This window comes from Atlantibacter subterraneus (genome assembly GCF_007570865.1).
GTDB lineage: Bacteria > Pseudomonadota > Gammaproteobacteria > Enterobacterales > Enterobacteriaceae > Atlantibacter > Atlantibacter subterraneus.
In genome coordinates, this window is sequence record NZ_VLPS01000005.1 from 60,366 (window position 1) to 74,829 (window position 14,464).

9 protein-coding genes are annotated in these 14,464 nt (G+C 57.4%); 7 read left to right on the forward strand and 2 right to left on the reverse strand.

All coding sequences use genetic code 11. The features are described 5' to 3' along the window. Positions 1-47 precede the first annotated feature (47 nt). Positions 48-1,673 (reverse strand): selenium-dependent molybdenum cofactor biosynthesis protein YqeB, encoded by a 1,626-nt coding sequence (gene yqeB, locus FND52_RS10150; protein WP_144130700.1) that lies wholly within the window; start codon positions 1,671-1,673, stop codon positions 48-50. Between the two features lie 49 nt (positions 1,674-1,722). Further along, positions 1,723-2,493, reverse strand: coding sequence for a selenium cofactor biosynthesis protein YqeC (gene yqeC, locus FND52_RS10155; RefSeq protein WP_144130701.1), 771 nt, complete (start codon positions 2,491-2,493; stop codon positions 1,723-1,725). Between the two features lie 23 nt (positions 2,494-2,516). Between yqeC and FND52_RS10160 the strand changes: the two genes are divergently transcribed. From FND52_RS10160 to guaD, 7 genes are all read left to right on the forward strand, one after another. Beyond that, positions 2,517-3,095, forward strand: coding sequence for an NTP transferase domain-containing protein (locus FND52_RS10160; RefSeq protein WP_144130702.1), 579 nt, complete (start codon positions 2,517-2,519; stop codon positions 3,093-3,095). A gap of 323 nt (positions 3,096-3,418) precedes the next feature. Continuing rightward, positions 3,419-6,520 (forward strand): putative selenate reductase subunit YgfK, encoded by a 3,102-nt coding sequence (ygfK, locus tag FND52_RS10165; protein ID WP_144130703.1) that lies wholly within the window; start codon positions 3,419-3,421, stop codon positions 6,518-6,520. 2 nt (positions 6,521-6,522) lie between these two features. Next, complete coding sequence (gene ssnA, locus FND52_RS10170; RefSeq protein ID WP_144130704.1) at positions 6,523-7,851, forward strand: putative aminohydrolase SsnA; 1,329 nt, start codon at positions 6,523-6,525, stop codon at positions 7,849-7,851. A 47-nt stretch (positions 7,852-7,898) separates the two neighbouring features. Then, entirely contained in the window at positions 7,899-8,678 is a 780-nt protein-coding gene (gene ygfM / locus FND52_RS10175) for a molybdopterin-dependent oxidoreductase FAD-binding subunit (protein WP_125295329.1), read from the forward strand. Further along, positions 8,675-11,545, forward strand: coding sequence for a molybdopterin-dependent oxidoreductase Mo/Fe-S-binding subunit (locus tag FND52_RS10180; protein WP_144130705.1), 2,871 nt, complete (start codon positions 8,675-8,677; stop codon positions 11,543-11,545). Before ygfM ends, FND52_RS10180 begins: the two co-directional genes overlap by 4 nt. Before the next feature lie 173 nt (positions 11,546-11,718). Continuing rightward, a complete protein-coding gene (locus FND52_RS10185) occupies positions 11,719-13,113 on the forward strand; it encodes a nucleobase:cation symporter-2 family protein (protein ID WP_144130706.1) in 1,395 nt (464 codons plus the stop codon). 17 nt (positions 13,114-13,130) lie between these two features. After that, positions 13,131-14,447 (forward strand): guanine deaminase, encoded by a 1,317-nt coding sequence (guaD, locus tag FND52_RS10190; RefSeq protein ID WP_144130707.1) that lies wholly within the window; start codon positions 13,131-13,133, stop codon positions 14,445-14,447. Positions 14,448-14,464 lie beyond the last annotated feature (17 nt).

A 14,464-nucleotide genomic window follows, 5' to 3' on the forward strand; every position in this document is an offset into this window, starting at 1 on the left:
ATCCAGAAACAGCAAAGGGCGCCGCAGTGCCCTTTTTTATTATGGCGTTATGCCACTGTCAGGACATCCTGAGTAGATTTCACCCTTTGATGCATCAGGGTCATCAGCGCTTCCAGCACGCCGCCGCCGATGGCACGGGCCTTATCGGACACGCTGGTATAATCCGCCGCCGCGCCGCGCGGATCGATATCGCCGATTTTGAACCCGCCGCTCACCGCCAGGCCGTCGTTAAGCAAGCCGCGCACCATTCCCGCCAACGGCGCTTCGATGGGCGTGTCGCCAATATGGGCAATCACATCGCCTTCATTAACGATATCGCCCAGTTTGACAGACGCACGCATGATCCCGGCGACCGGCGCGCGGATCACCCGGCGCGAGGTGTGACCCATAATATTGCCCGGGATGCCGGTATTTTCCTGAGCCGCCCCGTTATAAATCACCTGCCCCAGCCAGTGCCCGCGATTGGTTTCGATCACCGCATGGCAATCTTTTCCGGCGGTAAAACCCGGCCCCAGCGCCAGGGTGATCGGTGCCATGCCGCAGTGGGTGCCGGTATTTTCTTTGGCGAGGATGGCATCTACCAGGCAACCCGGCTCCAGCACGTTCAGCGAGGTGCAATTCGGGTCGATCAGCACCGGCACTATCCCGCTGTCCGCCAGGGCAATCGCCTCTCTGGCGGAGGTGGTGCGTTTCGCCGTCACCCCTTCCACCACCATTTCGCCATCGAACACCGCCTGGGCAAACGCCACGGTACGGCGGATCACCGTAGGTTTATCCACTTCCAGCATGATCACTTTAAATCCGGCATGGAACAGGCGCAGCGCCACGCCGGTCGCGATATCCCCTGCCCCGCGGATCGCCACCCGCTGATGATGGGACGGATGCGCCGCCTGGCTCATCAGCCCACCCGACGCGTGGTTTTTAATCTGCAAAATTTCCGCTAACACGCTGATGGCGATTTCCTGCGGGGTTTCCGCGCCGATGTTATAGCCGACGGGTGCATGGAACTGAGCCAGCTGTTCTTCACTTAACCCGCTTTCACGCATCTGGCGGATAAACACCTGGGCTTTGCGGCGGCTGGCCAGCAAGCCAAGCCAGGCGACAGGCTGGGTAATCAGTTTATCCAGCGCTTCACGATCCTGGTTGTTGGTGGCGATCAGCACAAAGTTATCGGGCTTGATATCGAGGGCATCCACGGCGGCGGAAAACGACGCGGCGTGAAGCAGTTGCGTTGCTGGTGGGAAGAAATCCGGGTTAAGGCTTTCCGGGTAAATATCCGCCACTGAAATTTCGAACCCGAGCGGCTGCGCCGCCAGGGCAATCGCCCGGTTAACGTGGCCTGCGCCAATCAGTACCAGCCGGGGCCGCAGCCCGTGTACGCTGATGTACACTGACATCGCGCCGCCGCAGTCGGACCCGACCGCGTCGTCACCGTTGCGCGCCATGCGTCCGTGGAACAGCCGGGGTTTACGTTCGCGCATCGCCTCCAGCGCTTCGTCAATGACCCGGCGCTCCACCATGCCGCCACCGATAGTGCCGACGATGGAGCCATCCTGATGCACAATCATTTGCGCCGAATGACGCGGCGTGGAGCCGCGGCTATCGATAATTTGCGCCATGGCGAACGGGCAGTTTGTTTCTTCGAGTTTTGCAGCTTCAGTGAAAATATTCATTGTTACCTCAATAGAAATATCCATTCGGCGCCCCGTTAAACCTGGGCTGCTATCTCACCACTCTGCGCGTGACGGGCGGGGTTTCCTGTACCGCCCCCTGCCAGATCGCGTCCACGTTGGTCGCCTCCAGCATCTCTTTCAGGGTTTGCTGATTCTCATATTGAGAAACGCGATTGATAAACCAGATCCGGCGGCAACCCGGCGGAGCCCCTTTAAACAGCCCCTGCGGATGCTGAACCAGCCGCCGCATGGCTGGCAAATCTAGCCGGTCTCCGGCGTTAAGCCCGGTAATCGCGGCAAAATGCGCCCAACGATGAACGTTATCTGGCCCAACCGGCTTACCGAACAGGTTGCCGCCGGTGACCCCTATCACGCAGCTACTGGACTGAGGTATGCAAGGTTCATGCTCAGCGGGCGCTTTTATGGCAAAACCGCGAGCGCCGTCAGCTTCTATCAAAATGACATCCAGATCCTGTTGCGCAATCAGGCGGTCTATGATTTCCGGCGCAAATCCGCGCACTTTGTTACGGGCGGCATTCCAGCCTGAGAAACAGGCCATCAGCGGCGACTGAAAACGTTCAGCGGGAAGTTGCGCAGGATCGCGACAAAGCGTTACCGGGCAGGACGGATCGGGCAGATACATCTGGGTGGTGGTAGTAATAAGCACGCGCCTGCCGGAATGACAAAATAATCCGGCTAACCTAAACAGCGTGCTGGTTTTCCCCCCCGCGCCTACCAGACTGATTATTGCAGGCGTGGCAAATGCACTCACATCACATAACAAGACATCAGTATCCGGTATATTTTGGGTTATGGACATCGGGCTCCAGGAACATAAATAAAATGGTACCAATTGACTGCATAATTACCGCTGCGGGTCTTTCATCCCGAATGGGGCAATGGAAAATGATACTACCCTGGCGGGATGGCACAATGCTTGATGCAAGTATCAAAAATGCCCTGCAATTCTGTTCGCGCATTATTCTGGTCACCGGATTTCGCCACGAAGAACTTGCGCAACGATATATCCATGATCCACAAATATTCATTGTTTATAACCCTGACTATCAATCAGGGCTACTCACTTCCGTGCAGGCTGGCGCGGCGCAGGTGATGACAGAATATTGCTATCTCACCCATGGCGATCTGCCCTGCCTGCAACGCACTATTTTCAATAATCTCTGGCACTTGCGCGGCGATTATGCGCTTATGCCTCAATACCGTGGAAAGCCGGGCCACCCCATTTTACTGCCGCGTGAGCGCCTGTTACAGGCGGCCCGATTAACAGAAGTCCGTTCCATGCGCGAGGCATTAATGGCCGGAGAATATCGTTTCTGTGAAATGAATCACCCGGAAATAATTTTTGATGTTGATACGCCTGAAGATTTTATGGCGCTGCAAAATCAATATCGTGAAAATTAAACAACAGAACAGAATATGTGGATAATTATTATTCTTTCCGCGCACCGCTTATCATTATGATAACGATGCGTTAGTTTTGAGAAAATGCATTCTCCTGATGACACAGTATCCGGCCAATATAAACAGAGTGATTTTAATTCTCATTTGTGAGCTGTGAGATAATTCACAAACCCAGGCCAACTTTCGAGGCTTCTCACAAATCTGTTTATTACCCGCGCCCTGGATAAATAGCTGGTGCGATTGTTGCTCCTTTAACGTAATCCACCGGACGTTAAATCACTGCCGGTAATTCCGATTAAAAATGTAACGTTAAGGAGAGGGCTATGGGGGATATCATGCGTCCCGTCCCGTTTGAGGAACTTTTGACGCGCCTGTTCGATGAATACCACCAGCACCACACGATTTTTGGTATTCCTGAACAACAGTTTTATCAGACCGGGCATCACCAGCCGATTTCCGTGTTCGGCGAAACCTGCGCCACGCCCGTTGGCCCCGCTGCCGGACCGCATACCCAGCTTACCCAAAATATCGTCACCTCCTGGCTGACGGGAGGCCGTTTTATCGAACTGAAAACGGTACAAATCCTCGACCGGCTGGAACTGGAAAAACCCTGTATCGATGCGGAAGACGAGTGCTTTAACACCGAATGGTCCACCGAATTTACCCTGCTGAAAGCCTGGGATGAGTACCTGAAAGCCTGGTTTATCCTGCATCTGTTGGACGAAATGCTCACCGCGCGCGGCCCCGACGACGCCAAATCCTTTATCTTCAACATGAGCGTCGGCTACAACCTCGACGGCATCAAACAGCCGCCAATGCAGCAGTTTATCGACAATATGATGAACGCGGCGGATCACCCGAAATTTACCGAGTATCGCCAGACACTCAGGCGCTGGCTGACTAACCCGGCCTTTGCCGCCCGCCTGCCGGAAGCCAAACGCGAACAGCTCGCCAGCCTGGATGCGCGTATCCCGTCAACGCTGGTTCATGGTGTCACCCTCTCCACCATGCACGGCTGCCCGCCCAATGAAATTGAAGCCATCTGCCGCTATATGCTGGAAGAAAAAGGGCTGAATACCTTCGTTAAACTTAACCCGACGCTGCTGGGCTATCCGCGCGTGCGCGAAATTCTCGACACCTGCGGCTTTGACTATATCGGCCTGAAAGAAGAGTCGTTTGACCACGATCTGAAGCTCGATCAGGCGCTGGCGATGCTGCAACGGCTGATGACGCTGGCGAAAGAGAAACACCTCGGCTTCGGGGTAAAACTCACCAATACTCTTGGCACTATCAACAACAAAGGCGCATTACCGGGCGAAGAGATGTATATGTCAGGCCGCGCCCTGTTCCCGCTGTCGATCAACGTGGCGGCGGTGCTTTCCCGCGCCTTCAACGGCCAGTTGCCCATCTCTTATTCCGGCGGTGCCAGCCAGCTCACCATTCGCGATATTTTTGAAACCGGTATTCGCCCTATCACTATGGCGACCGATCTCCTGAAGCCTGGCGGCTATCTGCGCCTGTGCGAATGCATGCGCGAACTCGAAAAATCTGACGCCTGGGATATGCAGCAGGTCGACGTGGCGCGTCTTGATGAACTCGCCAAACGCGCGGTCAGCATGGAATACACCCAAAAACACTGGAAGCCGGAAGAGCGCATCGAAGTCGCCGACGGGCTGCCGCTCACCGACTGCTATGTCGCGCCCTGCGTCACGGCCTGCGCCATTAAACAGGATATTCCTGAGTACATCCGCCTGATGGGCGAGCAGCGCTATGCCGACGCACTGGAGCTGATCTATCAGCGCAACGCCCTGCCCGCCATTACCGGCCACATCTGCGATCACCAGTGTCAGTACAACTGCACCCGTCTCGACTATGACAGCGCGCTGAATATCCGCGAACTGAAAAAAATCGCGCTGGAGAAAGGCTGGGAAGCCTATAAGCAACGCTGGCATAAACCGGCGGGTTCCGGTTCACGTCATCCGGTGGCGGTGATTGGCGCAGGCCCGGCGGGTCTGGCGGCGGGTTATTTCCTGGCACGCGCCGGGCATCCTGTGACGCTGTTCGAGCGCGAGAAAAACGCCGGCGGCGTGGTGAGAAATATCATTCCGCAATTCCGCATTCCTGGCGAACTAATCCAGCACGATATCGATTTTGTTACCGCCCACGGCGTGAAAATCGAATACGGCTGCGACCCGCATCTGACGGTGGATAAACTGCAACAGCAGGGCTTCCACTATGTGCTGATCGGCACCGGCACCGAGAAAAATAGCGGCGTTAAACTGCGCGGCGATAACTGCAACATCTGGAAATCATTACCGTTTCTGCGCGAATACAACCTCGGCACAAACCTTGAACTCGGCAGGCATGTGGTGGTGGTCGGCGCAGGTAACACCGCCATGGACTGCGCGCGCACCGCGCTGCGCGTGCCGGGCGTTGAGAAAGTCACCGTGGTGTACCGTCGTTCATTGCAGGAGATGCCCGCCTGGCGCGAAGAGTACGAAGAAGCGCTGCATGATGGCGTGCAGTTCCAGTTCCTCAGCAACCCGGAACAGTTTGACGCCGACGGGACCCTGACGGTGCGCGTGATGGCGCTGGGCGAACCCGATGCCAAAGGCCGCCGCCGCCCGGTTGAAACCGATGAAATTCGCACCATGCAGGTAGACAGCCTGATCACCGCCATCGGCGAACAGCAGGACAGCGATGCCCTGCGCGCCATGGGCGTCCCTCTGGATGACAATGGCTGGCCGGTGGTTAATCACTTCGGTGAAACCAGCCGCCCGGACGTGTTCCTGATTGGCGACGTACAGCGCGGCCCGTCCTCGATTGTGTCCGCCATCGGCAACGCCCGTCGCGCCAGCGATACGATCCTGACGCGGGAGAATATCCGCTCCCATCAGAACGATAAGCGCTGGAATAACGTCAACCCGGCGGAAGTTTACCGTCGTAAGGGAGCCATCTCGGTGGCGCAGGTGGATAAAGACGATCGCGACGCCTTTGTGGCCCAGGAAGCCGAGCGCTGCCTGGAGTGTAACTACATCTGCAGCAAGTGCGTGGACGTCTGCCCGAACCGCGCCAACGTCTCCATCGCCGTGCCTGGCTTCCAGAATCGCTATCAGACGCTGCATCTCGACGCTTACTGCAACGAATGCGGCAACTGCGCCCAGTTTTGTCCGTGGCAGGGCAAACCGTACAAAGACAAAGTCACGGTGTTCAGCCTGCCGGAAGATTTCCGCAACAGCGTTAACCCGGGCTTCCTGGTGGACGACAGCCGGGTGCATATCCGTCAGGGCGAACAAACCTGGGAATTGACCATCGGCAGCGATGGCCAGTTCCGGGATGTACCCGCCGGATTGGATGACATGTGCCGCATCATCAGCCATGTACACCAGCACCATCACTATCTGTTAGGCCGGGTGGAGGCGTAATCATGCTTATTTTAAAAAATGTCACCGCCGTGCAACTGCATCCGGCGATGGTAATGGAAAACGTCGATATCGCCATCGACGGCGAGGAGATCCTGGCGATCGGCCCGGCGCTAACCCAGCGCTTCCCGGACGCGTCATACAAAGAGATGCATGGCCGGGTGGTGATGCCCGGCATCGTCTGTTCGCACAACCATTTTTACTCGGGGCTGTCGCGCGGGATTCAGGCGAAGATCGATCCCTGCCCGGACTTTATCTCCACGCTAAAAAACCTCTGGTGGCGGCTGGATCGGGCGCTGGATGAGGAATCGCTCTACTACAGCGGCCTGATTTGCTCGCTTGAAGCGATCAAAAGCGGCTGCACCGCGGTCATCGATCATCACGCATCACCTGCTTACATCACCGGCTCGCTGGACACGCTGCGCAACGCCTTTATCAAAGTCGGGCTGCGCGGGATGACCTGCTTCGAAACCACCGATCGCAACGGCGGGCTGAAGGAGCTACAGGCGGGCGTTGAAGAGAATATCCGCTTCGCGAAGCATATTGATGCGGCGAAAGAGAGAGGCCAGCAGCCGTACCTGGTAGAGGCCCATATCGGCGCGCATGCGCCCTTCACCGTCCCGGATGCCGGTCTGGCAATGCTCAGCGAAGCGGTTAAAGTCACCGGGCGCGGGCTGCATATCCATGCGGCGGAAGACAGCTACGACGTCTCTCACAGCCATCACCATTACGGCAAAGACCTGCTGGCACGGCTGGCGGAATATGATCTTATTGATAGCAAAACGCTGATCGCCCACGGGCTGTATCTTTCCGCCGATGATATCAAGCTGCTGAACGATAAAGACGGCTTCCTGGTGCATAACGCCCGTTCCAATATGAATAACCACGTGGGCTATAACCACCAGCTCACCACGATTCGTAACCTGGCGCTCGGCACCGATGGCATCGGCTCGGATATGTTTGAAGAGATGAAATTCGCCTTCTTCAAGCACCGCGACGCCGGTGGCCCGCTGTGGCCGGACAGTTTCGCCCGCGCACTCACCAACGGTAACGCGCTGCTGAGCCGCAACTTCCACGCCAAATTTGGCCGTCTGGAAGCCGGATACAAAGCGGACCTGACCATTTGCGACTACGCCTCTCCGACGCCCCTGCTGCCAGAAAACGTTGCCGGGCATATCGCGTTCGGCCTCGGCTCATCGAGCGTGCACAGCGTGATGGTGAACGGCGTGATGGTCTATGAAGATCGCCAGTTCGCCTTTGATTGTGAGCCCGTCTATGCGCAAGCAAGAAAAGTCGCCGCCCGGATGTGGCAACGCATGGATGCACTGAATTAAAACCTGCCGCCTCCCGGCTAGCGGGAGGCGAAAAACGAGGGTGAATTATGATTGAGCAATTTCTTACACCAGGCTCCGTTGAGCAGGCGCTGGAACTTAAGCAGCGTTATCAGGACGATGCCGTCTGGTTTGCGGGCGGCAGTAAGCTGAATTCCGCGCCGGGCCGCACTGAAAAAACCGTGGCAATTTCGCTTCAGAGATTGTCCCTCGACTGGATCGACTGGGATAACGACTGCCTGCGCATCGGCGCAATGACGACGCTGCAAACGCTGCGCGACAGCCATCATCTGCCTCCCGCACTGTATGAGGCGTTGGGTTTTATTTACTCCCGCCACCTGCGCAACCAGTCCACCTTAGGCGGAGAAATCGCCGCCATTGAGCAGGAATCGGTGCTGATCCCGGTCCTGCTGGCGCTGGATGCCGTACTGGTGTTTGGCGACGGCGAAACCGAGGCGCTGGAGAGTTACCTCGCGCAGCCCACCGGCCGCCTGATTACCGAAATCATTATTAAAGACCCTTACCGCGCCTGCTCTACCCGCAAAATTAGCCGCTCCCAGGCTGGCCTCACCGTATTAACCGCTGCCGTGGCAATCGACGAAGACAACAACCTGCGCATCGCGCTGGACGGCGTGGCGGATCGCCCATTGCGATTACGGGATGTGGAGGCGCAGCGGCTGGACGGCGAGCGGCTTGAAGCTGCCGTTGGCGCGGCGATTTTCCCGCGTGACGATGTGCGCGGCAGCGTGGCCTACAAGCGTTATATCGCCGGAGTGGTCGTCGCTGACCTGTACGCGGACTGCCAGCAGAAGGGAGAGGAAATCCAATGATTATTCAATTTACGCTCAACGGCAGCGCGCATCAGCTTGATGCTCATCCGGGCACTAACGTTCAGAAGCTGCTGTTTGGGCTGGGAATGCACTCGGTGCGTAACAGCGACGACGGCTTCGGCTTCGCCGGTTCGGACGTGATTCTGTTTAATGGACGCCTGATTAACGCGTCGCTGCTGATTGCCGCCCAACTGGAAAACGCCCACATCAAGACGGCGGAATCATTAGGCAAGTGGAACCAGCTCAGCCTGGTGCAGCAGGCGATGGTCGACGTCGGCGTAGTCCAGTCAGGCTATAACGATCCTGCCGCCGCGCTGATCATTACCGAATTACTGGATCGTATCGCCACACCGACCCGCGATGAGATCGACGATGCACTCTCTGGACTGTTCAGCCGCGACGCCGGCTGGCAGCAGTATTATCAGGTAATCGATCTGGCGGTAGCGCGCAAAGCCGATCCCAACGCCACCTGCACCGTTGCGCCCACCTTCCGTGACGATCTGGCGGTAGTCGGTAAGATCCACCCAAAAACCGACGCTGCTAAAATGGTGCAGGCCAAACCCTGCTACGTGGAAGATCGCATTACGCCGGATGCCTGCACCATCAAAATGCTGCGCAGCCCTCATGCCCACGCGCTGATTACCCATCTTGACGTCAGTAAAGCCGAAGCGCTACCCGGCGTGGTGCACGTGATCACCTGGCGCAACTGTCCGGATATTTACTACACCCCCGGCGGGCAAAGCGCCCCGGAACCTTCGCCGCTTGACCGCCGCATGTTCAGTAAAAAGCTGCGTCACGTGGGCGACCGCGTCGCGGCAGTGGTCGCGGAAAGCGAAGAGATCGCCTTGCAGGCACTGAAGCTTATCGACGTGCAATACAAGGTGCTCAAACCGGTGATGTCGATTGATGAAGCCATGGCGGAAGACGCGCCGGTGGTTCACGACGAGCCGGTGGTGTATGTCGCGGGCGCGCCGGATACCCTGGAAGAAGACAATAAAAAAGCCGTCCAGCGCGATGAGCATATGATCATCAACTTCCCGATTGGCTCGCGCCCGGCGAAGAATATTGCCGCCAGCATTCACGGTCACATCGGCGACGTTGAGCGCGGCTTTGCCGAAGCGGACGTGATTATCGAGCGCACTTATTCGTCCACCCAGGCCCAGCAGTGCCCGACCGAAACTCACATTTGCTTTACCCGCATGGACGGCGACCGGCTGGTGATCCACGCTTCGACCCAGGTGCCGTGGCACGTGCGTCGCCAGGTAGCGCGCATTGTCGGCCTGAAGCAAAACAAAGTGCACGTGATCAAAGAGCGCGTAGGCGGCGGCTTCGGGTCGAAACAGGATATTTTGCTGGAGGAAGTGTGCGCCTGGGCCACCTGCGTGACGGGCCGCCCGGTCTGGTTCCGCTACACCCGTGAAGAAGAGTTTATCGCCAACACCTCACGCCACGTGGCAAAAGTCACCGTGAAGCTGGGCGCTAAAAAAGACGGGCGCTTAACCGCCATCAATATGGATTTTCGCGCCAACACCGGGCCGTTCGGCAACCATTCACTGACGGTGCCCTGTAACGGACCGGCGCTCTCGCTGCCGCTCTACCCGTGCGATAACGTCGATTTCCAGGTAACGACCTACTACAGCAACATCTGCCCAACCGGGGCCTATCAGGGCTACGGCGCGCCGAAAGGCAACTTCGCCATCACCATGGCGCTGGCGGAACTGGCGGAACAGTTGCAGATTGACCAACTGGAGATTATCGAGCGCAACCGCGTTCACGAAGGCCAGGAGCTGAAGATCCTCGGCGCGATTGGCGAAGGTAAAGCACCGACCTCGGTGCCCTCCGCCGCCAGTTGCGCGCTGGAAGAGATCCTGCGCCAGGGCAGAGAGATGATCCAGTGGGATTCGCCGAAACCCAGCGAAGGCGACTGGAAGATTGGCCGCGGCGTGGCGATCATCATGCAGAAATCTGGGATCCCGGATATCGATCAGGCCAACTGCATGATCAAACTGGAATCTGACGGCACCTTTATTGTTCACTCCGGCGGTGCGGATATCGGCACCGGGCTGGATACGGTGGTCAGCAAGCTTTCTGCGGAAGTGCTGCGCTGCCCGCTGGAAGATGTGCATGTGATTTCCGGCGATACCGACCACGCGCTGTTTGATAAGGGCGCTTATGCTTCGTCCGGCACCTGCTTCTCTGGCAACGCGGCGCGCATGGCTGCTGAAAACCTGCTGAAGAAAATCCAGTTCCACGGCGCGCAAATGCTGGGCGAACCGGAAAGCGACGTCACCATTGTTGCGCCTGGCATCGTGCGCGGTAAGAAAGGCGAAGTGACCTACGGGCAGATCGCCCATAAAGCGGAAACCGGCACCGGTTTCGGCACACTGGTGGCAACGGCCTGCTATATCACGCCGGAATTCGCCTTCCCGTACGGGGCCAACTTTGCCGAAGTGGCGGTGAATACCCGCACCGGGGAGATCCGGCTGGATAAATTCTATGCCCTGCTCGACTGCGGCACGCCGGTTAACCCGGATCTCGCCCTGGGGCAGATCTATGGCGCAACAATGCGCGCTATCGGTCACAGCCTGATGGAAGAGATTATTTACGACGCCGAAGGCCATCCGATTACCCGTGATTTACGCAGCTACGGCGCGCCGAAGATTGGCGACATCCCGCGTGACTTCCGTGCGGTGCTGGTGCCAAGCGATGACAAAGTCGGGCCATTCGGCGCGAAATCCATCTCTGAGATTGGCGTAAACGGGGCAGCTCCCGCCATCGCTACCGCCATTCATGACGCCTGCCAGGTCTGGCTGCGGGAATGGCACTTCACCCCAGAGAAGATCCTCAGCGCATTAGGAAAATTGTAATTGTGCAGGCCGCTTCGGCGGCCTGTTACCAACGATTCAATGCCTCACAACATAAGCGTCTGCATAAAGAGCGTGTACCGGCTCAGGGCTGGCTGTACCTGAAATTCGGGTGGTTTAGAGCAGATTTTTATTAATTGAATCAGATGATCAAATTTACTTATTGAGGTGAAGGGATGTCTGATATATCGCACAAAGGTTCGGATCTTATTTATGAGTTAGAAGATAATCCACCGTTCCACCAAACCCTGATTGGCGCCATCACCCATCTGCTGGCGATTTTTGTCCCGATGGTGACCCCCGCGCTGATTGTCGGCGCCGCGCTGCAACTCTCAACTGAAACCACCTCTTATCTGGTCTCCATGGCGATGATCGCCTCCGGCGTCGGTACCTGGCTCCAGGTGAATCGCTATGGGCATATCGGCTCGGGTTTACTGTCCATTCAGTCGGTCAATTTCTCGTTCGTGACCGTGATGATTGCGCTGGGCAGCAGCATGAAGAGCGACGGTTTGCATGAAGAACTGATTATGTCGGCGCTGCTGGGCGTGTCGTTCGTCGGCGCGTTTTTAGTGGTCGGTTCCTCGTTTATTCTTCCCTACCTGCGCCGGGTTATCACCCCCACCGTCAGCGGCGTGGTGGTGCTGATGATCGGCCTGAGCCTGATCAAAGTCGGCATTATCGATTTCGGCGGTGGGTTCGCCGCAAAAAGCAGCGGCACCTTCGGCAACTATGAAAACATCGGCGTCGGCCTGCTGGTGCTGCTGGTGGTGATCGGCTTTAACTGCTGCCGCAGCCCGCTGTTGCGCATGGGCGGCATCGCAATTGGCCTGATTGTTGGCTACATCGTGTCATTTTGTCTGGGCATGGTGGATTTCAGCAGCATGCGCAACCTGCCGCTGGTCACCGTCCCGATCCCGTTCAAATACGGTTTTGAATTCAACTTTCACCACTTCCTCGTGGTCGGCACCATTTATCTGCTGAGCGTGCTGGAAGCCGTCGGGGATATCACCGCCACCGCGATGGTCTCGAACCGCCCGATCAAAGGCGAAGAGTATCAGTCGCGCCTGAAAGGCGGCGTGCTGGCCGACGGGCTGGTATCAGTCATCGCCTCCGCCGTAGGCTCGCTGCCGCTGACCACGTTTGCCCAGAACAACGGCGTGATCCAGATGACCGGCGTGGCCTCCCGCTACGTGGGGCGGTTTATCGCCGTGATGTTAGTTGTCCTTGGCCTGTTCCCGAGCATTGGGCGCTTCTTTACTACCATTCCCGCGCCGGTACTGGGCGGCGCGATGACGCTGATGTTCTCAATGATCGCCATCGCCGGGATCCGCATCATCATCACCAACGGCCTGAAACGCCGCGAAACCCTGATCGTCGCTACCTCGCTAGGGCTGGGCCTCGGCGTTTCCTACGATCCGGCGATCTTCCAGGTGCTGCCGGCCTCCATTTACGTGCTGGTTGAAAACCCCATTTGCGCAGGTGGCCTGACCGCCATCCTGCTGAATTTGTTGATTCCGCTCGGGCAGCAGCAAGAAGAGCCGGTGCCCCATGCGGTTGAAGAACTGGATTAACCACTAAGGAGTCGATCATGTCAGGCGAACAGACGCTAAAAGCCGTGCGCGGGAGCTTTCTCGATATTACCCGCACCGTTGAACATCCCGAGGAAATCGAGTCCGCGTTGCGCTTTGTGGAAGACGGGCTGCTGTTGATCCGCGACGGTAAAGTGGCGTGGTTTGGAGAATGGGAAGCCGGGAAAGCGCAAATTCCCTCCTCGATTCGCGTGCGCGATTACCGGGGCAAAATCGTGGTGCCGGGGTTTGTCGACACCCATATTCACTATCCGCAAAGTGAAATGGTCGGGGCCTACGGCGAGCAGCTGCTGGAGTGGCTGAATAAACACACCTTCCCCACCGAGCGCCGCTATCAGGATGCGGAATACGCCCGGGAAATGTCGACCTTCTTCCTCAAACAGCTGTTACGCAACGGCACCACCACGGCGCTGGTATTCGGTACGGTACACCCGGAGTCGGTGGACGCGCTGTTCGAGGCCGCCAGCCAAATCAATATGCGGATGATCGCCGGGAAAGTGATGATGGACCGCAACGCCCCGGACTATCTACTGGACGACGCCGAAAGCAGCTATCTGCAAAGCAAAGCGCTGATTGAGCGCTGGCATAAAAATGGTCGTCTGCTGTACGCCATCACCCCGCGCTTCGCCCCGACCTCCACGCCGGAGCAGCTGGCGATGGCGCAGCGGCTGCGCGAGGAGTATCCCGACACCTGGCTACATACCCATCTTTGCGAAAACAAGCAGGAAATCGCCTGGGTGAAAGAACTGTTCCCGGAACACGACGGCTATCTGGATGTGTATCACCAGTACGGGCTAACCGGCAAACGCAGCGTGTTCGCCCACTGCGTACACCTTGAAGAAAAAGAGTGGGATTGCCTGAGCAAAACCGGCTCCAGCATTGCCTTCTGCCCGACCTCCAACCTCTATCTCGGCAGCGGCTTGTTCAATCTTCAGCAGGCGTGGCGCAAAAAAATCAAAGTGGGCATCGGCACCGATATCGGCGCGGGCACCACCTTCAACATGCTCCAGACGCTGAACGAGGCTTATAAAGTGGTGCAGCTACAGGGCTATCGGCTCTCCGCTTACGAGGCATTTTATCTGTCGACGCTGGGCGGCGCGCATTCGCTGGGGCTGGACCACTGCATCGGCAACTTTACGCCCGGCAAAGAGGCCGACTTTGTGGTGCTGGAACCCACCGCCACCCCACTCCAGCAGCTGCGCTACGACAATTCCGTCTCACTGGTCGACAAGCTGTTTGTGATGATTACGCTCGGCGACGATCGTTCGATTTACCGTACTTACGTCGATGGCCGTCTGGTTTATGAACGCACCTGATTATTACAATGTTAACT